The organism is Brasilonema sennae CENA114, from assembly GCF_006968745.1.
Taxonomy (GTDB): Bacteria; Cyanobacteriota; Cyanobacteriia; order Cyanobacteriales; family Nostocaceae; genus Brasilonema; species Brasilonema sennae.
This window is the reverse complement of record NZ_CP030118.1, coordinates 7,255,823-7,279,091: the sequence shown is the minus strand read 5'-3', so window position 1 is coordinate 7,279,091 and position 23,269 is coordinate 7,255,823. Positions and strand designations below refer to the sequence as shown.

The following is a 23,269-nucleotide window of genomic DNA, read 5'->3' as shown; positions in this document are numbered from 1 at the left end:
ATACGACACTCTGGAGTTTCCAATTAAAAATCCCCCTGGGACTGTCTGAACGTGAATTTTGAAATACTTGTATACTCTTTTAATACTAGAGGAGTCGTTTTTTGTAATTGTTCTAAAGTTAGAACTTAAGTTACAAAAGCTTGTGTTGACGAATACGACACAGTGGAGTTTTTCCTACCGCAAATGACCACACCAAAACCTTTACAATCTCAGCACAAAAAACCACCTCAGTTATGTCCAAGGTGGTGATGAAATTGACGATATTCCCAATACTAGTGAGGTCGTATTTGTAAAACCATTTCTAAAGTAGGAATTTAAATTACAAAAAACTGTGCCAGTAGGTAGGTATGATTAAATCGAACCATATTAACTTATGTAAAGTGCCATAAACGCTTTAAAAATAAAAAAAAACCCCTGCCATCAACTCACCTAAATCCCCAAACTCACTCTAATGTTCTGCACAATCACCTCTAGTGGCTCGGAAATATCCACTGTAACCGCACCAGATGGCTCCTCAAGAGCATCAAACTGACTTTTAAGAAGTTTTTCGCCCATAAAGTGACCATGACGCATCTGTAGCCGCTTTTGAATCAACTCAAATGGTCCTTTGAGATAAACCACAATTACGCGTTTCTCATCCAAAACCAAAACCTGGCGATAACTGGCTTTCAGCGCAGAACACGCCAGCACCATATTTTTATTCTCTTGCAACCACTGCTGTATTGCCTGTTGCAACGCCAGCAACCAAGGCACCCTATCTAAATCATTTAGGGGGATACCATACCGCATTTTCTCAATATTTTCTGGCGAGTGGAAGGCATCAGCATCGCTAAATTCCCACTGTAAAGAGTCTGCCAACAGTTGCCCAATGCTGGACTTACCAGAACCAGAGACACCCATTACGAGAATTATCATATTTTTTATTGCAGACTAAGGAAATCAGGGAGAAAAGGAGGGAAAAGTTAATGTGAAATCACTCTTTTCCCTGACTTCCACACTCTTTCACTTGTCTGCTTGTCCTCTTACAAAAACTCACGCGGATCTGTCACATACCCAGTGATTGCGGAAGCTGCAGCGGTGAAGGGGGAAGCAAGATAAATTCCCGCTTCTTTATGTCCCATGCGTCCGGGGAAGTTGCGGTTGGTGGTGGAAACACAGATTTCTGGCTCATTCATCCGCCCAAAGGTGTCTTTGGGACCACCCAAGCAAGCAGCACAGGAAGGTGCAGCAGGTTCAATGCAACCAGCTTCTAAGAAAATTTCTGAAAGGGTTTGCTCTTGGTACTTGATTTTAAACAAATCTTCGTAAACTTTTTGGGTAGCAGGGACTATGTAGGTGGGAACTTTCACCTTGTGACCTTTGAGAACTTGTGCTGCATGGAAAAAGTCTTCTGTTTTTCCACCCGTGCAGGAACCGATATAAGCTCGGTTAATCTTGACATCGCTGCACTCTCGTGCTGTGGCACGGTTATCAGGGGAGTGAGGTTGGGCAACAACTGGTTCTAGTTTGGAAACATCATAGTGATGCTCACTGTAGAACTTGGCATCTGAGTCTGTGTATACTGCCTCAAAAGGCTTATCGGTACGCGCCCGCACATACTCAAATGTGGTTTCATCAGGAGCAATGGTACCATTCTTGCCACCAGCTTCAATGACCATGTTACACAAAGTCATCCGTTCTTCCATCGTCATTCGTTCGACGGCTTCTCCTGTAAATTCCATCGTCCGATAGGTTGCGCCAGAGACGCTGATATCCCCAATAATTTGTAAAATCAGGTCTTTTGCCAACAAGTAAGGAGGCATTTCACCATTCAACACAAAACGCATGGTGGCAGGAACTTTGATCAACAGCTTGCCAGTCCCCATAATAAAACCAGCATCTGTGTTGCCGATACCTGTGGCAAATTGACCGAAAGCACCAGCGTTACAGGTGTGAGAGTCCGTACCAAATAAAACTTCGCCTGGGCGCGTATGACCCTCTTGGGCTAGGGCGACGTGGCAAACACCTTTGTAATCTGGGTTGGCTTTAAAGTTGGAAAGGTCAGTAATATCGTAAAAGTATTTTATACTTTGCTCTTTTGCAAAATCACGCAAAATATCAACGTTGCGGTTAGCGCGTGCGTCAGCCGTGAAAATATAATGGTCGGGAATTAACACGATTTTTTCAGGATCCCAGACTTTGGCGTCAGCACCAAACTCGCGTTTGAAAACGCCGATGGTTCCAGGACCACAAACGTCATGTGTCATTAAAAGATCAACATTAACCCAGATATTTTCCCCCGGTTCGACAACCGAACGACCAGAGGCTTTCGCCAAAATTTTTTCTACAAGGGTCATGCCCATAGCGATCGCGTTCTTTTTGTGCAAGGGTACAAATTCTATGCTACATGGCTGACCGTCTGTGAATCAAATTTTGACACGTAAATGTCCGAATATATCCTGCAATAGCCAAATGCAGAAATTCTTTGCTAACCTCTAACGTACAACAACAATCGAGTCTGAGAGATTAACTTGTGGATGTTATATTAGAGCGATCGCACCAACTCAAACAAGACCTCACTGATTTTGTCTATGACGCTGAAGGTGAACTTGCACAAGCATTGGAAAGCTATGCTGCGCTCAAGTCACGTCGTGGAAGCGGTGATAATTTTCAACAAGAACTGATTATTGACTCATTTCTTACAGAAGGGCAAGTTGGTGACTCCTCACCCTTAGATTTGTTTCTCCAAAGCGATCAAGAGTTGTCTGAGCTTGAGCGTGAACTGATTCAAAGTTGGCATCGCACTTTTAGTGGCTTATTTGCTATCACAAAAATCTTACCTGATGGCTTTGAATTAAGGAACTGGTTGACAGACAAATACTACACTGTGAAGCCAAACACCTCCCAGAAACTAAACGAAATGTCTCGATTGAAAGAAGGAGAAATTTTACTGACTCGCATTTCTCCTGTGACTGACAGTTACTGGACTTTCTTCAGTTCCTACACACAGATGGGTAAACTGGGGAAACCAAAACTAGCAGTAGCTATTGGTAATTTTAAAGATAATTACAAAGACAATCTTTATGGTGATGCTCCAGACTTGCTACAAGAAGCTTGGCAATCTGTAGGAATCTATCATCAGCAGTTTATAGAGTTTTTTGGTACTGATGAAGTCACACTTCCAGGATACCAACTCAACAAAAAGATTGGTGAATTCCAAGAAATTTTAACGAAGAAACGTTTGGAAGAAGCAGGAATTGATCCTTCAAAATCATTAGGAGATGTCGCACAAGAAGCTGGTTTAGGAGAAGAAGAAATCAAAGCAGTTGCAGAAGAATTTGGTGCTGACTCCCAAACAGTTTCACAAATGTTTGAGAAGAAAAACAGCAGTAGTAAAATGGTGATGCCAAAAGTCGATTTACCTGCTGAACTGAAAAAAGCAGAACAGGTGACAACTATGTCTCATCCCCGATGGGGACAGATGTTTCTGCCAACGTACTCTAAAATCAAAACAATATTAGAAGCAGATGATTGGCAAAGTGTAGAAGGTGCTGAGAAACTGATTCGTTTTTATCTAGAAGATAAAAGTATTAATGCTTTCATTTGGCATCGCTTAGCCCAACAGTATCCAACGCAGTTAGAAAAAGTACTACAAACGTTTCTTAAACGACCAAATTTTCAACTTTCAAATGACTTGGATACACTCTTGCAAGAAAACAACAAACCCATAGAGCCAGAGTTACCAGAAATTGCCAGCGTACCAATACACCTGCATAATTTATTCCAAGAAGCTTTGATGGAAGTTAGTAAATCTAAGCCCAAAGGGAAGAGTCAAAAACAAACAACTAAGGGTTTTGGTAAGTGAAAGTTTCAACATACTAGGGGTGTAGGGGTATAGGCGTATAGGGGAGCCACTGCCCTTCGGGTATCTCCTGCGGAGACGCTACGCGTTCGCCCTTGGCGTGCGCTTTGCGCTTACGCAGTCGCCTACGGAGGGAGACCCTCCGTAGGGATCTGGCGTTGGGGTTCCCCCAAAGTCTGCCGGGGGAAGCAACCCAAGCGGCGAGCTTTGACCGTTGTGGCGACTGCGGAGGGTTCCCCCCGTTGTAGCAAGTGGCGTGCATGTGGCGTGAGCCAGTACTGTTCGGGCAGCGTGGCACTTTGTGCCATAGGAGGGTTTCCCGACAGAGGTATCTGGCGTGTGTAAGTGAATACAAGAGTCATCGCGAATTATTTTCTTTGCCTTACACCCTTAACTAGGGATTTAGGGGTGTAGGTGAATACAAAAGTCATCGCGAATTATTTTCTTTCCCTTACACCCTTACACCCTTATACGCTTATACGCTTACACAATGCCCTACGGGCATTGACGAATTTAAGCAATATCCTCGCGTTCCATGTATACAAACAGAAACCCAAAAACTATAGCTGGAACAACCCAACCAATCACTGGAACAAGGATGGAAGAGATATATGAAGCTGAGTACATAAAATATTCCTATCAAATCAAACGACAATTCAAAATGAGCTTACTGCAAATCTTGCATGATTTTTCAAATTCTAAAGATTTTTAACACAGCAGCTTGCAATAAAGTTGATTGTTCATACACCGAAAACTTCGTTTAGCTGCAAGTTAGGTAAGTCTGGAGGTATTACACTGCGCAGGATAGAGACTTTGTGGCTTTCCTGCTGAGTCGCCTTGTTCACAGCCATCGCCTCCAAGCGAATTTCCAAACACCCAAAAGGAACCCTCAGATGAGTGATTTCTTCCAAAACTCCAGCAGGGTTAAGCCGTAAATGTGTTAACCAACGCGGTTCATCTATCAACCCACGAGTTTGGCAATCCAAAATCCATAACTTCACAGCCACTTCATCAGCTACAGGCGCTAACTGGATGCGTATCCTCACAAATTTTCCAGAGATGAGTTCGCCTGATGACAAATGCAGTTGCGGAACTGGTAATGGTTCGGTGATTTCTGCTAAGACAGGTAAGCCAACAGATACATCTGATATTGATTCTTCTTTTTGTTTGGAAGGTTGATTTTTGAAAGTCTGAGGTTCGGTTTCATCGAATATATCTTCGACAACTATTTCGTGTACCAACCTAGCCGACAATACTTTCCCATCAAGGGAGTTTGGAGGTTGGGAAGATGGAGGAGTGAAGGAGTGAGGCAGTGCGGAAAGTTCTCCTTCCTTCGCTCCCTCCCTGCTATTATCGTGTAGATCCTCAGCATCTCCATGTTTTTGTGTTTTTTTGTTAACCTCATCAGACATCTGATCTTGGCTGGCGACAAAATAAATATCGTCGTCTTGGTTTTGCAAATTAATCGGTTCAGGCAAGGAATACCCTTGAGTATGCATCCACTTTATAATCAAGGGGGATATGTCGGGGTTACCTGTGGTGAACAGTTGCGAATTATGGGGAATGACTAATTTGACTAACGTGTCTTGGGGTTGTGCGTTGTCTTTTGCTGCATCTTCATCAAAAGATGAAATCTGATATTGTGTTTGTTCTATAACTGATTTTGCAGCATCCTCGTTATGAATCTCAGTTGTATCCTGCTGTTCGTCAACTGACTCATAACGCATGATGCCTTTTGTTTCATTCTGGGATAGTTTGACTCGTCTGAGGTAGGGTAAAGTTGTCTCCATCCTGATGACTTTACTTGTTATCTGCCTATTTGACTCCAAGTTTGGAGATGCTTCGCAAACAGCAGCAGGACTAATTATCCGATTTTGATGCTGAACAAAGCTTGGTAGTTGAGGCGAAACCGCTGCTGATTTAAGACGACGTAATGGCGGCTCAATTTTCGGTGGCAAAGATTTTTTGGGAGATGGCTGCAACAGATGTGATTTCGCTTTTGTTGGCGTTTTTACTAAATTGAAAAGTTGCAAATCTAGAGGTGTGGATAGTTTTGAGGATACTGGTTGATGTTCTATTGTGTCTAGTTCATTTTTTTTGGCTGTGGCGCTGATTGCCAGTAATTCTGTGACATCTGCTGTCATTGTGAAAAACTGGTTAGTTAACAATGTCGTTTTACCATCAACCGTAAGGATGCCATATAAACTGATTTCTCCCAAAATCAGCTTGGATTCACAATCAGCGGGAACCTCTATGGAACATCTGATCGGAAATGGTATGAACTTTTCGCTTAAGGATAGGCGCACTCGCCTGATGATTTTAGAATCTTGGGGTGAGCGCAGTTCTATTCTGATTTCTCCTGCATAGACTCTTTGATAATTTGATCTTAGGGGATGATCCAAATTCGTCGTTTCTTTTTCCTCTACACGCCCATTGATTGTGAGAGTTTGCCCCCAAGGAACAGTGTAAAAATCTTCCTGAAGTTTCAACACCAGCGGGGGTTCTAAGGTTTGATCACAAAAATCCTCAATTGCTGCTGCCAATTGAGAATCAGGTAAAGCAATCTCTATTAAGTTTTGTAAAATTTCCGATGTTTTCTCACCTTTGAGCCAAACCGGGCTAATCGGCTGCGAAATCATCGCTTCTTCAAGCAATTCATCGCTAAAGACAGGAAATTGCTCCTTATCGACTCTTGACAATCGAGTATCCTCCTGTTGTCGTCCCACCTCTATAACTACTATAGGTAGAACTTTCAACTGGATACAATGTTGCCAAGGTTGATCGACAAAGTGCGACATCAAGTCACCCGAACAACAGAACTCCCAAACTCCTGGCTTGAGATAACTAAAGGGAAGAAGTGCGATTAAGCCTTCAGAGTTTGTAGAACGCGATCGCTTTTGAATTCGCCGCTTCGGTGGAAACTCCATCGTTGAACTATGGGTGATCTGCACTTGCAAATCAGTATTAATCAGGTCAGAGCGAGCTAAAACTCTATACCGACCTTCTACAATTTCTATATTTGGGGATTCTATGGGACTCCAAGAGCGATCGCCCTGTTTCTGTATCAGAAATTGCCAGTGTTTCATGTTGAGTGATGCCCAGACTGTAGAGATGCGCTGGTTATACTAGGATTATCTTGCTTGCCAGTTTAACTCAGTAATTTCAAAAGTCATCACCTGATTATCTTGTTTTAATTAAAACACTGACGACGTTGGGATTACGTCTATGGAATGCCCGGATCTTTTCCTCTTGCAACGACGAGCGCCAATTTATCAGCTCAATCCCCTTAACAACAATGGCAGAGATTTCGGCACAGTTTCCTGATGTTTTGACTCTGGCGGCGACGGAGTTGAAAGACGAGGTGCACGGAGATGGTGTTCCTTCGACTGTTGTGAAATGGACTGGAGAAAATTGCCAAGTTTTACGACAAGGTGCAACGAAAATAAATCAGGGCAGTTTTTTATAACTTCGACACTACCGGATTTCATCTCAATTATGAAATTAAGGCAAGGGTGCATCAGAAGACAAAAGAAAGTTGGGAAAAATTAGAACGAGAAGTACATAAGTAGAAAGTTGACGATTTTTATAAAGCAGCCGACACAATCTTGCTCGGATTTTGCCCAAAAATCCTTATCTGAACAGTATTGGAAGCTGGCAAATTTTGGTGAACACGGGAAATCTAAAATGCTTTATGCAAGAGATAAAGAGCTTTGAGGACTTCTGTATACTCAAACAAATAGTTTATTTGTACTAAATAATAATTATGTAGATACAATGAAGTGCGTACAAACAAAGAGAGAAAATTCAGATAATAAAATAGGCAAGCTGCTTCAGGATTTGAGCGAAAATCATCAAAAAGCGATGACAGATGCTTCAGAACTTCTCAAGAGCACAAGTCATTTTCTTGATGCTTCTGTTTGCACATCAGACAACTCTGGTGGTGCAACAGTCGAATCAAATCACCAAGCAATTCAGGATGGGTTAGTTCAATTGCTTAGCTTGCTTCCGTGAGATTAAAGAGGAAATCAACTAATAATTAAGTAGTTCAAACCAATGTTTTACGTAACTCAAGCTTCGGAAATCCAAGCAATTATAACCCAACTAACTTCGCATCAAATTCTCTGGTTAGATACAGAAGTTGCTGACTATGATACACCCTTTCCAAAACTATCTCTAATTCAGGTTTCGGTAGAACCATTAGATTTAGCTGGGGATAATGTTTATATATTAGATGTTTTTCAAAAGCCTGATGTCGTCAAATACTTTATCAATCAAATTATGGCAAATGCCAACATTGAAAAGGTATTTCACAACTCCAGCTATGACTTGCAGTTTCTGGGTAAGATTCAGGCGCAGAATATCACTTGTACCTTAAAAATAGCAAGACAAATATCACGCAATCGCCTAGGAACATCAAATTTAAAACTTAAAACTCTAGCCAAAGAACTTTGCAATTTTACAAATGTCGATGAAGAGGAAGGAAGAAGTGACTGGGGAAGACGACCTCTGAGCCAAAAACAGCTAGACTATGCCAAGATGGACACTGTTTATCTTGCTCAAGTACATCTTTATCTTAATAGTTGGATACAATCAACTTTCCAGTCTAAAACGTCACATGAATTAGATAATAGCCACAATTCTTATTCTGAACAGGTGGACTGGACAATTGAAGCAATGAAGTTTTTATCTTGTGTGGCGCGTTGTAAAGAAAAATTTGGAATGCTTCACATTATAGATGTGTTGCGGGGAGGAAAAACTCAAAAAATTATCCAACATGAACACGACAAACTTTCTACTTATGGTATCGGTAAAGATAAAACTCTTGATGAGTGGCGAATGCTGGGGCGTTCTCTATTGGAGCAAGGATTGTTAGAACAAAACGGCGATAATTACCCAGTTTTGCAACTGAATGCTCTTAGTTGGGAAATTATGCATAAAAAGCGAAATGTGTCAATAACTATTCCTGTTGTTCAAAAGATGACTTGGGAAAATGATAATGAAAAAGCAGTTGAAGTGGAAATGCTGATCCAGAGGTTGCGATCGCTCCGCAAAGAACTTGCTGAGGAACAATCTGTTCCACCTCACTTTATCTTTCAGAATTCTACCCTAGAATTAATGGCGCAGGTGCAACCCCAAACTAAAGAGGAATTTAGTAAACTATCAGGCGTAGGTAGTTACAAACTTGCTCAATATGGTGACAAATTCCTAGCTGAAATTTGCGCTCACCGCACTGAACAAGGTTTACCAGAACAAGCCAATTTAGATAGACAAATACAGCAGGTTGAATTTCCCAAAAACAGCGAAGATTTTGATAGGGTTGATAAATTAATTGAGCAATTGAAGCAATCTTTAGAGAGTCTAAGTTCTGAGAGAATACCTGAGGATGTACAAAGATTTCTCAAAGCTGCTGCAAAGAGTGGAGCAAGTATTGACCTTCTAACTCTGGAGGTGAAAGAATGGCTCATTCAGCATAGAGTGGCTGAATCTTTACGAATTCGCTTGACGTGACATCCTCCCGACACTGACCCTTCCAAGTTCGCTCAGGGCTACGTCTCTACACAAGTTGACACATCACTAAATCTCACCAAAAATCCTTTTTCATCAACCAAAAAATAGAATTTTTGGGTGGAGAAACCTCAACCCAAAAATTCTTAAACATAGACATATTTACTAAAATTTCTTGTGAGAATTCCTCAAGCAACGTAGCGATCGCGATAATAAGTCAAAATTTGCTGTACCCGTTGCCTACTTTGTGCGCCACACTCAGGCGTATACGAAATCCATAAACCAGCAATTTGGCTTTGACTATAATCAAATTGTTGAGAAGTTTGAGGAATTAAACTCACTTCTACTCCTTCTACCTGACACAAATGAGCTGCTATCTCTCGATAGACTGCTAAAGGTAAACCAGCAAATTCAATTGTTTCTTTTGTCTCCATCTTTAAGTATCTTCCTCTGGAACAGGGTTTTGGGGTAGCGCTGTGTTAGAAACAGGATTTTCCCCAGAAGCAGTGGGTGAGGTTTGAGTAGTAAGTCCTTGCCCTACCATTTTCGCAACCTCAATACCATATTGTTCCAGAATCACGACAGGTTCGGAGCCTTCATTTATTTCAATACGTTTAATCAGGACTCCGTTTGCCAACTGCTGTCCTGCGTGTACATACTGACTTGTTGGCTCATTTGGTACTTTGATAATTGCTTGGGGTTCTTTACCAATGAGAACAACACCAGAAACAACTACTGCTTTGGCTAACTCTGGTTGTGGTGGTGTTACAGATAAGGCAGAGTTAGGGATCGCTTGCGGTAAAACTTTTGGGAGTACACGAGTCAAGGCACCGTTGGGTTTAATTTTATTATGAGATACACGCGCCACTGGCGGTGCTGAGTTATGTTTAATCACTTTTTTGGGCGCTGCACTTTGGGCGAGGCTGTTGCTGCCGCCAAGGGCGATCGCTTCGCGCGCCCTATGCCTCAAGCAGGCTTCGGCTGCTTGCCCTGTGCTGGAGGCACAGGGGGAGGGCTGTTTGGAAAACAGCCCTCCGGGCATGACACGGGCGATCGCTTTTTTGTTAATTGTGTGTTTTTCTTGATTTAGCTTTTGTTGGTTTAAAGGATTTTTACTAATAGCAGTTATGACGCTGTGCGGTTTACTCTTAGGTGTGCTTATAGGAGGTAACTTAGGAACAGGTTTTGCCTGTGCAGGCTGATTTGTGACTTTGATGGAATCAGGAACCACAATTCTTGCAAACGGATCATTGCGACCTTTTGATACGATACTGACCCGTTTTGTAGAATCCATTGGTTGAATCAAGTTAGCAGTTGTGGTGGAGGTAACTGGCGGAGTTTGTTTGGTAAGAACCTCTGGATTCTTGAAGGGTTGATTTGTTACTTTTTCGTTAGATACGCCTGGGTTCTTGAACGGCGCTCTTGCTGCTGGTGTGTAGGTGGGGCTAGGATGACTAGATTGTTCACTTTGTGAGGAACAAGAGGCGATCGCCAAAGTAGCCAAAGTCAGAATCGCTGCGATTACAATTTTTGAATTTCTGCCCATGAACTGTTCTCAAAAGCCGTTAATCTTCTGCCACATACATTAAGTGTTTCAGCAAGTCTAGCCCTTTCCTCAGCCTGCGAGAGACCGTAACTACACTTATACCAAGGCGTTCTGCCGCTTGTTTTTGCGTCAAATCATCCAAAAAAACAAATTCTAAGACTTGGCGGGTGGGTTGTTCCAACTGCATCAATGCTTGTTGGATACGAATTTGCTCTTCTTGGGCGAGTTGAAAGCTGTGGTAGCGGTTGTCTGGAACCAAATCTCCCAATAAAGTTGCACTTTCATCTCCATTTTGCACTGGTACATCAAGGCTTAAGGGCGCGCGGTTAGCCCACGCTAATTTAATTTCCTGCCATTCATCAGGAGAAATTTCCAATGCGGCTGCTAACTCAGAGTCAGTAGGTTGGCGATTGTATTTTTCCCTTAATGAACGCGAAACTCTGATTGCTTGCTGTTGCAGGGCAAACCAGCGTCGAGGAATTCGCACGATCACTCCTTTATCTCGAAGATAATGTTGTATTTCACCGCGAATATAGGGAATAGCAAACGAGCTTAAGGCATACCCCTTGGAAATTTCAAATCTTTCTATCGCTCTAATCAAACCCAAACAACCTACTTGGAGCAAGTCCTCGTAGCTTTCATGACATTGATTCATCCAGTAATGAGCTTCTTTTCTGACAAGTCCAAAATTAAGTTTCACCAATTGATTGCGAAAGTCAGGTGAGCCAGATAGCTGATATTCTCGCAACAACTGCCAAATCTCATGTTTGACTTCGTTGGTGACGCATTTGTCCCCTAAAAAATGGGGAGGGTTCCAAGCCCCTTGATTAATCGAGGGGACAACACGCATATCGTATAAACCCTCCCCATTTTTTTCGTGTAAGACCTCGTGACTGTGATTGGTATAACATCGCATTTCTTGGTCGAATAAACAAAGAAATACTCACTTTTAAACCAAGCTGCGATTGCAGTTATAGCAGGGAACGCTTAACGCTTAACACCCGAACGCTTAACAGACTTGAAAGTCTCTTAGTGACCGTGTTTTCTCATTAGTTCGTGTCCTAATCTACCTGGCGACTGCTATGTATATCAGATTTTTTGCAGCATAGCCATTGGAAGATCAACGTCCGGACAATATAACGGCTCTATTTTGAATACAGTACAACCTGCCCCTAATCCCCGGAGAAGTTCGTTAACCCTCCCCGTTCTAGCAGGTGACGTGAAGATACCTAGTAGGGCGGCTGGGGTTTTGTACTTTATCCAACTCAGAAACGCTATAAACACACGAACGCCTTATAGATGCTTTTGTGGAAGGCAGCGAACTTATACCAAATACAGGAGTGTCCGATACCTACATAACACACAAGCTCCAATGGCAGTTAACAATTCAAAATGGACTGCGTCCCGCTGTGCTAACAAAATTTACGCATTAAAGACATTTATGCCTACGGCACGCTACGCGAACAGTTGGGGATTTCAACCCCTACTAAAACTGAAACTACGTATAGACGTAGAGGTCACCGGATCCTTTAATTTACGATAAAGAACTTTGTGCTCAAAGCAGCCACCACAACTCAATTGACAATGCAGCTTAATTTAAATTGGAGGGTTCTTTTGTTTTTTATACCAATCCGCCTTCTAAAACGTAATTTAGATTTTGCCAATACTCTTAAAATTGAGATACTTGAGGCATTTCAGTTTTACGGTAAGAATTGCAATTTGGTATTAATTAACTTTCTGGTATATCCTGTGACTTTCCGAAAACCACATAGAAATAAAATAAAAAATTATAACTCAATAATAAACCGTAATTATACTGAATTATAGTTGTGAAGAAATTGGAGATTATGGGAAATTAAAGAATATATACCAAAAATAAAAACAGATTCTAACAGGGATAATACTTAACTTTGAAAGACATGATCAGCGCTCGCCCCAAAAGATCATATTTATTAGTGAAGGAAGTCAACAGTTTTGCCCACCCGTTAACGAATACGGCTGGATGTTTTATTTTTTGGATTTCCTCTAGTAAACGCATCAGCTTATCAAATTGACTTTACAATTCATAATCTAAATTTAAAAGAATTAAAGATATTTACATGCTCAAATAAAAAGCGCCATACACCCGCTTGATCGAAGGACTGAAAAACTGCGGTGCCCAACGGGAGAGTTCTTCGGGTATGCCTGAGCCTTCGGCACAGCTTCGCTCTCACGGCACGTCTGAGCGCAGAGCGCACGCGGCTTGGGCGAACGACGAACGCAGTCGCCTCTGTCGGGAGACCCCTTCGGGTGTGCGCAGAGCGCACGCCCGAAGGCGTTGCAAGAGCGTCTGGTGGAGGAGATACGCCAGATGCCTAGCTGTTGGGAAACAAGGATCGCAGCCGGTTGTGGTCACTTCCTGCAGCGCTGTCTCACCAGTCGCCTGTAGAAGCAAACAAGAAGCGCACTTGATGTCGTTACCCAACCAACAGAGGTAACTCCAAAACCTCCTTCTTTGAAATTCTCCTGTCAAGAGGGTAAGAGGTTACCTCTTAGGTTTATCAGAACAATCTAGACTTGAGCAGGTTCTACACGAGCGTAGAACAAACCACGAATTTTGACTTCCTCAGGCTCTTTCGCGCCTAAGTCGGTATCTGAAGGCTGTTCGCTCACGAAAGTACCTGCAATTTCACCAGTAGAGCTATCTACTTTCGCTATTTGCAGAAAAATTTTGCCATCAAGAACATCACCTCGCTTAACGTTGGCGTTAATGAGTTCTTGATTATCAGATCTGGCAGGCAGAGCCACCGCGTTATCATACCCACTGGTAACACCGCGACCTTTGGGGTCGAGGAAGGCAGAACCTCGATAGGAGGGGACTTTGAAGGTTCCTTCAAAGTCTGTTGAGGTGTTAATGGTGGTCAAGCCAGGTTGTGTTTGAGCCACCAAGCCTTTGAGACTAAACAGGAAAGGTATGCTTTCACCGCCAGGCAGTTTGACTGTAATAGCTTGAAAGTCAAAGCCATCTTCTTCTACAAAGGTGAGGCTTTGATCTGGATTGATTTTGAGATCGCCACTAATTTGATCCAAGGAGTAGGTGCGGCGAGTCAACAATTTGCCAGCAACATATTCTGCTCGTTGCCGTTTATTAAGGGGTTCTTCTTTCACAAAGTATTGGGTTGGCTCTAAGCACAGTTCTTTTATGCTGTAAGACTGGCTACTATCTATGGGAATAAAACCACGACTTGTTTCTGCCAGTTGGGGGCATTTGACAGCCAAGCCGGTGCCTTTAATCTGGTCGTAGGTTAGAAACTCTGTACTACTCGATGATGGACCTTCACTACAAGCAGTAACTAAACCCAAGCATAAAGCCAAGAGTGCAACAATTAAAGCGCGAAACCTCATGGTTAACCTCAATGTCAAAAATTAATATTTAACTTGTAAAACTGCACCCAAGCTTTGGTAAGCCCAAGCCGTGACTTAAATTTATCAGGAGTTATGCGTTTTTAAACGTGTTGCTTCCTTTAGCCCAAGCTTTTAGCCTCAAACTACCCAGCCCACTGCATCTGTGGGGATGCGTGGTTAAAGGGTGGTCAAAGAATAAGCAGTTTTACATACAGCCCATTGTTTTATGGGAAAATCAGCTGATCATCAGCCAGATCATACGATTTTTTTTAACTCAAAATCAAAGCTTTCTGATGTTTACTAACAAAGCGGGATCGCAAGTAGCTATCTGCCGCTATGCAGAGCGCCAAGCTATCGCCCGTGTCACGCCCAGAGGCTTGCGCAATAACTCGTTACTTTTTTATCTGAGTCGTCAGAACTTCAACTGTTGCTCTACAGGTAGTTGGATCGCTCTTTTATGTATAAAATACAACACTTAATTCTGAAAAAATGTGCTCAATATATGAAATCCATAAGCTATGATTAAACAGGTCGTTAACAGTTATTGCTCATATAAATTTTTCAAGTATATATACAGATATCAAAATTATAACTATGTTTTCAGTAAAACAGTCATTAGTAGCTTACCAAAGGAACGTTAGCGGATGGTAAAGGCTTATGAACTTTACACTTTTGCGTCATCCTCACAACAAACCCCACCATCGGTGCTCAATACCTGTCAATATTGGGTTAATAAAGTACTAGCACCAAAACGAGTTCGGGTAGTGAGTCCTTATATCATCAAGCTATTCACCAAAGTCACAGACTCACAAAAACCTATTTTATTTAAGATATGTAAAGAAAATTTATCACAGCAACACTTGATAAATCAATTAACCTTTTCAACGAATGGTTGACTGGTAACAGGTGAATGCACAAAATCTCCGGTAAATTTGAGCAAACCTGATTCACAAGGACAGCGGTGTATGAGTAATGGTAAAAAGTTAGAGTTAACGAAATTGTCTTGTCAACTGCAAACAATTGCATCAGCAGTCCATGATACAGCCCAAGATTGTCAAGGGAATGCTAAAGCTATTTTAGCTTTACTAAGACAGTTGGAGCAGTTACACCGAGAGATCCGAGATGGGGCTTTTCAACAGAGTTTGCCCGATAATCGTCAAGGTCTCTACTCACTGCTTCGCGATATTGAGGCTGAAGGAGGCTGGCCGTATATTGAACGTATGAGGTTACAAGCCTTTTTAACAAAGGCAGAACAACAGACGGCTGTTGAAAACAGCAGTGAGGTTTTGGAAAACGATAGCTCCTTGAACTGGTAATACTAATTTTGAATTGTGGATTTGAGATTGGGAATTGTCAGTTGTTTTTCATTGATTGTTCTTAACGACAAACCTCTGATTTATCCCCATGACCATCTTTAAGGCTTGCTCCTACATCACATGCCTATATGGGCATTATATTCAGCACTATCACGTTAATCATGATATTATAAAAGGTTAACCTGTTTCTTCTTTTTTTGTTAAAAATAAGACATTGTATATACTCTGATTAAATTTCTTCAAAATCAACAAATTTTATGCGTTTAAGTACTCTTGTGTTGTTTTAGCTCCTGAGTACTGGGTCGGACAATGAAAAAGTAGTATGCGGATAATACTATTTTTTTTGTAGATTTTTGCAGTAGGAAATGGTTGCCACAAAAAAATCAAAAGGCTAGATTCATCTGGAGAGCAGATCTAATTTCCGCTAACAGGATTTACTAAAATTACGTAATAATACATGCGTAATTACGACTAGGACTAAAAATATGGAAGGGTTTAAATGGCTGGCATTATATCGGTTTCCCGTTCAGATTTAAAAGGTCGCCGTAAAAAATTACGTCAAAAGCGACAGATAAAAATTATTCAGACAATTTGGCAAACCATTACCGTAAGTTCATTGGCGGGAGGTTTGCTGTGGACGGCTATCCAACCGATTTGGGTACTTAAAACACCCCAAGATATTGAGGTTTCAGGTAATCACTTACTATCTAGTGAGGCGATTGAGTCATTGCTTGTGCTTTCCTATCCTCAGTCTTTATGGCGGATAGAACCTCATAGAATCGCCGAATCTTTGAAACAGCAACCGATGATAGTACAAGCGATTGTCAATCGTCGTCTGTTTCCACCAGGATTAATCGTCCAGATTCAAGAACGAGTTCCTGTAGCGATCGCCCAAAGTCGTAGGGATCAAGGAAACAGTGACACGGATCACAAAAAAATATCTGTAGGATTGCTAGATGTTAATGGCGTTTGGATACCTATAGAAAAATACACATCTGGTGATCCCAGCTTGCAATTGCCTAGTCTGAAAGTTTTTGGCTCATTAGAGCAGTACCAACCTTATTGGACTGAACTTTATCAAGCTCTGGGCCAGAGTTCTGTTAACGTTAAAGAAATTGATTTCCAAGATCCAACAAATTTAATTTTGAAAACAGAGCTGGGAAGTATACATCTTGGAGCACCAAATTCTTTGTTGTCTGAAAAAATTAAGGTAATGGCACAAATGCGCAATTTACCTGCACAACTGAATCGTAGTCAAATAGACTACATTGACCTCAAAAATCCAGATCATCCGTTAGTACAAATGAATCAGAACAACAACAGTCTAACTGCTCAGCAAGTATCTAAAAAGATTTGATGGATTCGATGTGTAAGACACACCTAATTGATAAGGAAGTTTTATGCTGAATAAATATACAATTTTCGATATTGCAGTAACCAACGATATGGCAGTACCCAAGTAGAAACCACCGTTCACTTCTAATGACAATGGGAGGAATAATGATTAAAACTTCTACATTGGAGTAGAAGTAGAGGTTGTTATTGCCCTAACATTTAAATATAGTGGGTGCATAAACGCCATAGCTAACTGATGATGGGGTCTAAGCTGAAAAACGCTTATTGGCTACCTAGTGTTCAACAGAACGCATCAGGTGACCGGGTTGAGTTCATGAGCTTTTTATTTTCTGCTAACCCAAAAAAGGAAAGCAATATCGTCTTCGAGGAAAAGTGTGGTGAGTCCAGTGCGCATGAGGAGGGTTTCCAACGCCAGAACAAGCGTGTTCAAAGTAGCGTCTCTGTCAGGAGAGGGAGAGCCTCATCAAGTACTGGCTCCTCTGTAGGCGACGGGCGTTCCCGATAGCCCTCCGGGAACGCCCGTCGCCTGACGCCACATTCTACCCTGCGGGAAGGCGTTCCGCCTACAACGGGGGGAACCCCCGCACAGAAGTGGCACATGAGGGAGACCCTACCAAGAGCGCGCTTACTCACCGTAAGGCGTGGCGTTAGCCATAGGGTTTACAACAGTTCCCTGTAAGGATGGACAGTTTGTTCTTTGAGCAGGTTTTGAAAACAGTTGTATTCAGACATCCAAACAGTGAATTTCCGTAAGTAAAACCTCTATAGCAACAAAAGTGAAGCATACTGACACAGACGTGTAAGGACTGCTTCCCTTCGATTCCTCTAAAGATCCTTAGACTTTCGTGCTAGTCAAAAGCGCAACTCTTCCAAAGCAAAGGTAAAATTTCTTTATTGCAAAGTTTTCCTTATATATAAGGTGAAGCTGATAGCAAAAAACCAGGGTGTTCCATTTAATAAGTCATTTCTCGGTTATGTCCAGTTCAGCAATAGATAATGAGAATAGAAATCTTGTGTCTTAAATGGTAAATCCGATTGTTCAAACCTTAATGACAGATGAGACTCACCACGGTCTGCCTTTACAAGTTACGCAGTTAGTTCTGGATTTTGTGTACAGAATTTCCTTTTTATCAATCTTGTGTATACGTAATCACTTAAACTTACTCCGAAAAGACAATTTTGAAGGCGGTAATAGTTGGTTATACCAACGGTTGAGAAACGTGTATTTTTTAAATTTATACCATAAAAAATCTGTGTGCGGATCGGAGAGCGAAAAAAAAACCTCTAGCTCTAGTCGTAAAATAAACGTCCAATGTCAGCCACAATCTCGAACACGGAGATATGATTGGGGATACCAGGGGTATACTGAGCCAAATTGGCTAAATAGTAGTGAAGATATTAATGTCTGGTGGAAGTTATACAGGTCAATTTTCGGTAAATATAGGTATACTTCACTAGAATTAGCTATGCGACTGGATGCTTTAATGCCTAAGCCGATAGCAAACTTTCTACCTCCAATCTTACCAAGGCTGGAAGTTGAAAGAAACATAAACAAAAATGCCATAGATTATGGCGACCTCGCGTCAAACTATAGTTGACTCTCAGGTGAATAACACCATAAAAAGTCGTTTATCTACATGCTCGCAACTCCGATGACACTTGATAATAACCAAGGGCTTACCTATAAAAACTCCCAGTCTCCCGGACAGCAGGGGTTATCGCTGGCAATCAACTCGACCAATCCCTTTAATAATACTGGGGTAAACTATGGGCAAAACCATGACACCAAGAAGATTGCTAGTGAAGAAACACGAATGGGTGATATTGTTCCTGGTCGAGTCGCCAATATTAAAGTAATTGGTGTGGGTGGTGGCGGTAGTAATGCTGTTAACCGCATGATTGCGTCTGATGTAATTGGCGTAGAGTTTTGGTCAATTAACACTGATGCACAGGCTCTGACTTTAGCATCTGCTCCCGCTCGCTTGCAAATTGGACAGAAACTTACGCGGGGTTTAGGAGCCGGTGGTAACCCTGCTATTGGTCAAAAAGCTGCTGAAGAATCACGCGACGAAATCGCCAAGGCTTTAGAGGGTGCTGACTTAGTCTTTATCACTGCTGGTATGGGAGGAGGTACTGGTACTGGTGCAGCTCCGATTGTTGCTGAAGTGGCAAAAGAAATGGGCGCTCTCACTGTCGGCGTGGTGACGCGTCCATTTATCTTTGAAGGGCGTCGCCGCACCAGTCAAGCAGAGCAAGGTGTTGAAGGTCTAAAAAGTAGAGTGGATACACTCATCATTATCCCCAACAATAAGCTTTTGGAAGTCATCCCAGAGCAGACACCTATGCAGGAAGCTTTTCGCTATGCAGATGACGTGCTACGTCAAGGGGTACAAGGTATTTCAGATATCATCACAATCCCTGGTTTGATTAACGTTGACTTTGCCGATGTACGCGCTGTTATGGCGGATGCGGGATCAGCATTGATGGGGATTGGCATTGGCTCAGGAAAATCAAGAGCTAGAGAAGCAGCAATTGCTGCCATTTCTTCGCCGTTACTAGAGTCTTCAATTGAAGGAGCTAGAGGTGTTGTTTTTAACATTACTGGTGGTAGTGACCTGACTTTGCATGAAGTAAACGCCGCAGCAGAAACAATTTATGAAGTTGTTGATCCCAACGCCAATATTATTTTTGGAGCAGTGATTGATGATCGGCTCCAGGGTGAGGTCAGACTTACCGTAATTGCCACAGGATTTACAGGTGAAGTACAAGCTGCACAACAACAAAACGCCAATCAAGGACGGGTTGTCTCGCCAGCAGCAACAAGGCGACCAATGCCACAGCCACAGTCACAGCCACAATCACAGCCACAGTCACAGCCACAGCCACCAGCAGCTAATCCTCCAACGCCGATCACCGAACCCAAAGAAAAACCAGGACTAGACATACCGGATTTTCTCCGTAACCGACGCACACCCCGTAATTAAGAAATTATGAACTTATCGATGGGATCAGGGTGAAAAATTTTATATGGCTGATCATTCATTAAGTCTTAGTTGGAGGGTTTTGCAATCTGCTGAAAAAGTCTCAACTTTGGACGAAAAGTCATCCCCAACTTTATGGAGGAGATAGAGGAACCTGGGCGCGTGCACACAGCACCGCCCTAGTGGGAACGGGCAAGCCTTACGGGTATCGGGTATCTCCTGGGCGCACTAACGCACGCACCCAGGCGAATCAACACGCAAAGCGTATGCCTGCGGCACGCTTTGCGCTTATGGAAACAAGAGCGTTGTTACCAGTGGCGTGGACTGGTGTTTATTGCTGTAGTGGTTCATCAATTGAGAATGCACTTGAGCAATTTTGTCGAGCTTTGACTTATTGTCGAGCTTTGACTTATTTGAACGGTTTATGGCAATGGTTATGATTGATCATTTTTTTGCCCGCTCAACCCATTGAATTACCTGATGACCAATACGAGTGCCGTCAAACCGATCTATCTCACGCACTCCGGTAGGACTTGTGACGTTGACTTCGGTCAGGTAACCACCGATCACGTCAATGCCGACAAAAATTAAGCCATCTTTGCGTAAGGTTTCAGCGAGTTGGGTGCAAATTTCATACTCTCTTGGAGTGATATCAGTTTGGGCAACCGTACCACCTGTTGCCATATTATTACGAAAGTCGCTGCCAGATGAAAGGCGATTGAGGGCACCGATTGGCTCGCCATTGAGCAGGATAATCCGCTTGTCTCCGTCTTTTGCCTCCGGTAAGTAGGTTTGTACCATAACTGGAACTTGACCTTGGAGAGTACTGAGTTCAATTATAGAATTGAAGTTGCGATCGCCTCCTTCTAAAATTAAAATCCCTTCTCCGGCTTTATTCCCCAGTGGTTTGAGTACCGCTCTTCCTTGAGCCTCTACAAATTGCCTAATCAACTGCTTCTGTGGAGTAACAATAGTTTCTGGAATCGCTTTGGTAAACTGAAGGGCATACATTTTTTCATTTGCCGCCCGAATTCCTGAAGGACTGTTGATAACCAAAGTTTTGTTTTGGTCTATGTAGTCCAGAATGTACGTAGCATAAAGATAAGCAACTGTGACAGGTGGATCTGTCCGCATAAAGACGGCATCCAATGTTTCTAGGCAAACAAGGGTACGGCTACTCAACTTGTACCAAGGATTAGCTGCTTGATAACGTCCTTCTACCAACTGCACGGGTATAAGTTCCACTCTTTCTAAGAGCGCCCAAGCTTTGCCTTCCACCACACTGAGTTGATTGACTTGAGTTACCCAAATTTCATGTCCTAGAATTTGCGCTGCTTCCATCAGAGCAACACTTGTGTCGTGACACGGATCAAGTTGATGGATAGGATCAATGATAAAAGCCAGTTTCACACTTTCTGCCTCAATTGCCAAAAATTCTTCTAAGGTTGTTCCATTTAGATTATGCCCTTAAGAGTTATAACTGACCAAACAAAGAACTCAGGAATCACCAACTCAGTAGTTATGGGGCATGAATAGCAAAAAGGATACAAGCCTAACTGTGTTCTGCGTTCTTCTTAATTTTCCTTAACTGTAATGACTTTTATGTCAACTTATACAGTTTTGCTCGACGCTAGTAGCTCATCCAGCTTGCCTTGATCTTCTAAGGCATAAATATCATCACAACCGCCAACGTGATGGTCGTTGATAAAAATTTGTGGTAAAGAGCGCCTGCCATTTGCTCTTTTAGCCATAAGATTGCGTGCAGCTTCATCTCCATCAATGCTGTATTCTGTGTAATTTACCCCCTTGTTTGCCAGCAAATTTTTGGCTTGAATACAATATGGGCAAGTTCTCCAAGTATAAATTTCTACTTTTGCAGTCATAAGTTCCTCAAGTTTTATTAATGTTTTTTAATTTTAAGACAATAATCTTTTTGTGGCTGTATATGCTTTCACTTGTGTTTGCTCTGCCAATTAGGTGCACTCGTTGTCTTTTTTAGGCAAATTCAAATTCTGAATGTAGTAATACTTCTAAAAGTTTGTGTAAAGTAAAGCTTTAGAATATCTTATTTTTTAGTTAATAAACTGCTCTTAAGATGACATCCCTGTCTCCTCACAAAAAAGCCAAAGCCCTCAAACCCAGTAGCCGTCGCCCTGCTAAAGAACTCTGTAGCGAGTGCGGTTTGTGCGACACATACTATATTCACTATGTCAAACAAGCTTGTGCTTTTATTAATCAGCAAATAGATAAACTCGAAGAACAGACGCACACTCGCGCTCGAAATTTTGACAATTCTGACGAGTTGTACTTTGGTGTGCATCAAGACATGATGGCGGCGCGGAAAAAGGAGCCTGTTCCTGGTGCTCAATGGACGGGAATTGTTAGTACCATCGCCATCGAAATGTTGAATCGCGGTATTGTTGAAGGTGTCGTTTGCGTACAAAACACCAAAGAAGACCGTTTTCAACCGATGCCCATCATTGCCCGTACGCCAGAGGAAATACTGGCAGCACGAGTCAATAAACCAACACTCTCACCAAATTTATCCGTCTTGCAACAAGTAGAAAAATCAGGAATGAAGCGGCTGTTGGTGATTGGTGTTGGTTGCCAAATTCAGGCATTACGAGCCGTCGAAAAACAACTAGGCTTAGAAAAACTTTACGTTTTAGGAACGCCTTGTGTCGATAATGTCAACCGTGCAGGACTGCAAAAATTCTTAGAAACAACCAGCAAATCACCTGACACGGTAGTGCATTACGAATTCATGCAAGACTTCCGGGTTCATTTCAAACACGAAGACGGCTCAACCGAAACGGTGCCTTTCTTTGGGCTAAAAACCAATAAACTGAAAGATGTGTTTGCCCCCTCCTGTATGAGTTGCTTTGATTACGTCAATTCTCTAGCAGATTTGGTCGTAGGTTACATGGGGGCACCTTTTGGGTGGCAATGGATTATGGTGAGAAATGAAACAGGTCAACAGATGCTGGACTTGGTGACAGATCAACTAGAAACTGGGCCAGTTATGTCAAAGGGCGATCGCACAGCCGCAGTCCAACAAAGTATACCCGCCTACGATAAAGGCGTTACCCTCCCGATGTGGGCGGCAAAATTAATGGGTGTCGTCATCGAAAAAATTGGCCCGAAAGGTTTAGAATACGCTCGTTTTTCAATTGATTCTCACTTCACCCGCAACTATTTGTATGTGAAGCGGAATCATCCAGAGAAATTAGATGCACACGTTCCAGGATTTGCCAAGCGTATCGTTGAGCAGTATAAGTTACCAGAGTAAAAGACAAAAGTAGCCGACTAAGAAGCTAGCTATAATTCTCGATAGTCTCTT

Annotated in this window: 18 protein-coding genes and 3 pseudogenes; 10 read left to right on the top strand and 11 right to left on the bottom strand. The window is 42.3% G+C overall.

Translation table 11 applies throughout. From position 1 onward, the window contains the following. Window positions 1-429: 429 nt before the first annotated feature. Entirely contained in the window at window positions 430-915 is a 486-nt protein-coding gene (locus tag DP114_RS30300) for a gluconokinase (RefSeq protein ID WP_171977886.1), read from the bottom strand. Window positions 916-1,022: 107 nt separating this feature from the next. After that, window positions 1,023-2,366, bottom strand: a complete 1,344-nt coding sequence (locus DP114_RS30295) for a 3-isopropylmalate dehydratase large subunit (protein WP_246162900.1) — start codon at window positions 2,364-2,366, stop codon at window positions 1,023-1,025. A 146-nt stretch (window positions 2,367-2,512) separates the two neighbouring features. Between DP114_RS30295 and DP114_RS30290 the strand changes: the two genes are divergently transcribed. Beyond that, window positions 2,513-3,844: a hypothetical protein gene (locus DP114_RS30290; RefSeq protein WP_171977885.1), complete on the top strand. Its 1,332-nt coding sequence runs from the start codon at window positions 2,513-2,515 to the stop codon at window positions 3,842-3,844. 122 nt (window positions 3,845-3,966) lie between these two features. On the opposite strand, the gene DP114_RS30285 is transcribed toward DP114_RS30290, so the two are convergent. The 3 genes from DP114_RS30285 to DP114_RS30275 form a co-directional block, all read right to left on the bottom strand. Further along, complete coding sequence (locus tag DP114_RS30285) at window positions 3,967-4,203, bottom strand: hypothetical protein (RefSeq protein ID WP_171977884.1); 237 nt, start codon at window positions 4,201-4,203, stop codon at window positions 3,967-3,969. Window positions 4,204-4,354: 151 nt separating this feature from the next. Beyond that, a complete protein-coding gene (gene psaI / locus DP114_RS30280) occupies window positions 4,355-4,468 on the bottom strand; it encodes a photosystem I reaction center subunit VIII (protein ID WP_169266843.1) in 114 nt (37 codons plus the stop codon). 113 nt (window positions 4,469-4,581) lie between these two features. Further along, the gene (locus tag DP114_RS30275; RefSeq protein WP_169266844.1) at window positions 4,582-6,927 is read right to left on the bottom strand and encodes a hypothetical protein; all 2,346 of its coding nucleotides are present in this window, start codon (window positions 6,925-6,927) and stop codon (window positions 4,582-4,584) included. A 159-nt stretch (window positions 6,928-7,086) separates the two neighbouring features. Between DP114_RS30275 and DP114_RS30270 the strand changes: the two are divergent. The 4 genes and pseudogenes from DP114_RS30270 to DP114_RS35485 form a co-directional block, all read left to right on the top strand. Further along, a pseudogene (locus tag DP114_RS30270) lies at window positions 7,087-7,307 on the top strand (L-threonylcarbamoyladenylate synthase); the annotation flags it as partial. 308 nt (window positions 7,308-7,615) lie between these two features. Next, the gene (locus tag DP114_RS30265) at window positions 7,616-7,852 is read left to right on the top strand and encodes a hypothetical protein (protein ID WP_169266845.1); all 237 of its coding nucleotides are present in this window, start codon (window positions 7,616-7,618) and stop codon (window positions 7,850-7,852) included. A gap of 42 nt (window positions 7,853-7,894) precedes the next feature. Then, window positions 7,895-8,362: pseudogene (locus DP114_RS35490) on the top strand (ribonuclease D); the annotation flags it as partial. Window positions 8,363-8,497: 135 nt separating this feature from the next. After that, window positions 8,498-9,094: pseudogene (locus DP114_RS35485) on the top strand (RQC domain-containing protein); the annotation flags it as partial. Window positions 9,095-9,534: 440 nt separating this feature from the next. On the opposite strand, the gene DP114_RS30255 reads toward DP114_RS35485, so the two are convergent. From DP114_RS30255 to psbO, 4 genes are all read right to left on the bottom strand, one after another. Further along, window positions 9,535-9,780 carry a hypothetical protein gene (locus DP114_RS30255; RefSeq protein ID WP_169266846.1) on the bottom strand — a complete coding sequence of 82 codons (246 nt, stop codon included), beginning with the start codon at window positions 9,778-9,780 and terminating at the stop codon, window positions 9,535-9,537. Between the two features lie 2 nt (window positions 9,781-9,782). Then, the gene (locus DP114_RS35480; protein ID WP_246162898.1) at window positions 9,783-10,892 is read right to left on the bottom strand and encodes a hypothetical protein; all 1,110 of its coding nucleotides are present in this window, start codon (window positions 10,890-10,892) and stop codon (window positions 9,783-9,785) included. Between the two features lie 19 nt (window positions 10,893-10,911). Further along, entirely contained in the window at window positions 10,912-11,742 is an 831-nt protein-coding gene (locus tag DP114_RS30245; protein ID WP_169266847.1) for an RNA polymerase sigma factor SigF, read from the bottom strand. Between the two features lie 1,700 nt (window positions 11,743-13,442). After that, a complete protein-coding gene (gene psbO / locus DP114_RS30240; RefSeq protein ID WP_169266848.1) occupies window positions 13,443-14,276 on the bottom strand; it encodes a photosystem II manganese-stabilizing polypeptide in 834 nt (277 codons plus the stop codon). A 965-nt stretch (window positions 14,277-15,241) separates the two neighbouring features. Between psbO and DP114_RS30235 the strand changes: the two genes are divergently transcribed. The 4 genes from DP114_RS30235 to DP114_RS30220 all read left to right on the top strand — a co-directional run bounded on the left by DP114_RS30235 (window position 15,242) and on the right by DP114_RS30220 (window position 20,369). Beyond that, a complete protein-coding gene (locus tag DP114_RS30235; RefSeq protein WP_171977883.1) occupies window positions 15,242-15,592 on the top strand; it encodes a hypothetical protein in 351 nt (116 codons plus the stop codon). Between the two features lie 499 nt (window positions 15,593-16,091). Further along, the gene (locus tag DP114_RS30230) at window positions 16,092-16,949 is read left to right on the top strand and encodes a cell division protein FtsQ/DivIB (RefSeq protein ID WP_169266851.1); all 858 of its coding nucleotides are present in this window, start codon (window positions 16,092-16,094) and stop codon (window positions 16,947-16,949) included. 1,651 nt (window positions 16,950-18,600) lie between these two features. Further along, complete coding sequence (ftsZ, locus tag DP114_RS30225; protein ID WP_171977882.1) at window positions 18,601-19,932, top strand: cell division protein FtsZ; 1,332 nt, start codon at window positions 18,601-18,603, stop codon at window positions 19,930-19,932. Window positions 19,933-20,195: 263 nt separating this feature from the next. Then, window positions 20,196-20,369 carry a hypothetical protein gene (locus DP114_RS30220; RefSeq protein WP_169268724.1) on the top strand — a complete coding sequence of 58 codons (174 nt, stop codon included), beginning with the start codon at window positions 20,196-20,198 and terminating at the stop codon, window positions 20,367-20,369. Between the two features lie 4 nt (window positions 20,370-20,373). On the opposite strand, the gene gshB is transcribed toward DP114_RS30220, so the two are convergent. Beyond that, window positions 20,374-21,339 carry a glutathione synthase gene (gene gshB / locus DP114_RS30215; RefSeq protein WP_171978347.1) on the bottom strand — a complete coding sequence of 322 codons (966 nt, stop codon included), beginning with the start codon at window positions 21,337-21,339 and terminating at the stop codon, window positions 20,374-20,376. Window positions 21,340-21,539: 200 nt separating this feature from the next. Continuing rightward, window positions 21,540-21,812, bottom strand: coding sequence for a glutaredoxin 3 (grxC, locus tag DP114_RS30210; RefSeq protein ID WP_171977881.1), 273 nt, complete (start codon window positions 21,810-21,812; stop codon window positions 21,540-21,542). 212 nt (window positions 21,813-22,024) lie between these two features. Between grxC and DP114_RS30205 the strand changes: the two genes are divergently transcribed. Beyond that, window positions 22,025-23,218 (top strand): Coenzyme F420 hydrogenase/dehydrogenase, beta subunit C-terminal domain, encoded by a 1,194-nt coding sequence (locus tag DP114_RS30205; protein ID WP_171977880.1) that lies wholly within the window; start codon window positions 22,025-22,027, stop codon window positions 23,216-23,218. Window positions 23,219-23,269: the final 51 nt, after the last annotated feature.

Bases quoted from the DNA above. Each gene is read 5' to 3' on its own strand.
- DP114_RS30300 (WP_171977886.1), bottom strand. From the start codon at position 915: ATGATAATTCTCGTAATGGGTGTCTCTGGTTCTGGTAAGTCCAGCATT.
- DP114_RS30285 (WP_171977884.1), bottom strand. From the start codon at position 4,203: ATGACTCTTGTATTCACTTACACACGCCAGATACCTCTGTCGGGAAAC.
- psaI (WP_169266843.1), bottom strand. From the start codon at position 4,468: ATGTACTCAGCTTCATATATCTCTTCCATCCTTGTTCCAGTGATTGGT.
- DP114_RS30275 (WP_169266844.1), bottom strand. From the start codon at position 6,927: ATGAAACACTGGCAATTTCTGATACAGAAACAGGGCGATCGCTCTTGG.
- DP114_RS30265 (WP_169266845.1), top strand. From the start codon at position 7,616: ATGAAGTGCGTACAAACAAAGAGAGAAAATTCAGATAATAAAATAGGC.
- DP114_RS30255 (WP_169266846.1), bottom strand. From the start codon at position 9,780: ATGGAGACAAAAGAAACAATTGAATTTGCTGGTTTACCTTTAGCAGTC.
- DP114_RS35480 (WP_246162898.1), bottom strand. From the start codon at position 10,892: ATGGGCAGAAATTCAAAAATTGTAATCGCAGCGATTCTGACTTTGGCT.
- DP114_RS30245 (WP_169266847.1), bottom strand. From the start codon at position 11,742: ATGCGTGTTGTCCCCTCGATTAATCAAGGGGCTTGGAACCCTCCCCAT.
- psbO (WP_169266848.1), bottom strand. From the start codon at position 14,276: ATGAGGTTTCGCGCTTTAATTGTTGCACTCTTGGCTTTATGCTTGGGT.
- DP114_RS30235 (WP_171977883.1), top strand. From the start codon at position 15,242: ATGAGTAATGGTAAAAAGTTAGAGTTAACGAAATTGTCTTGTCAACTG.
- DP114_RS30230 (WP_169266851.1), top strand. From the start codon at position 16,092: ATGGCTGGCATTATATCGGTTTCCCGTTCAGATTTAAAAGGTCGCCGT.
- ftsZ (WP_171977882.1), top strand. From the start codon at position 18,601: ATGACACTTGATAATAACCAAGGGCTTACCTATAAAAACTCCCAGTCT.
- DP114_RS30220 (WP_169268724.1), top strand. From the start codon at position 20,196: ATGCCTGCGGCACGCTTTGCGCTTATGGAAACAAGAGCGTTGTTACCA.
- grxC (WP_171977881.1), bottom strand. From the start codon at position 21,812: ATGACTGCAAAAGTAGAAATTTATACTTGGAGAACTTGCCCATATTGT.
- DP114_RS30205 (WP_171977880.1), top strand. From the start codon at position 22,025: ATGACATCCCTGTCTCCTCACAAAAAAGCCAAAGCCCTCAAACCCAGT.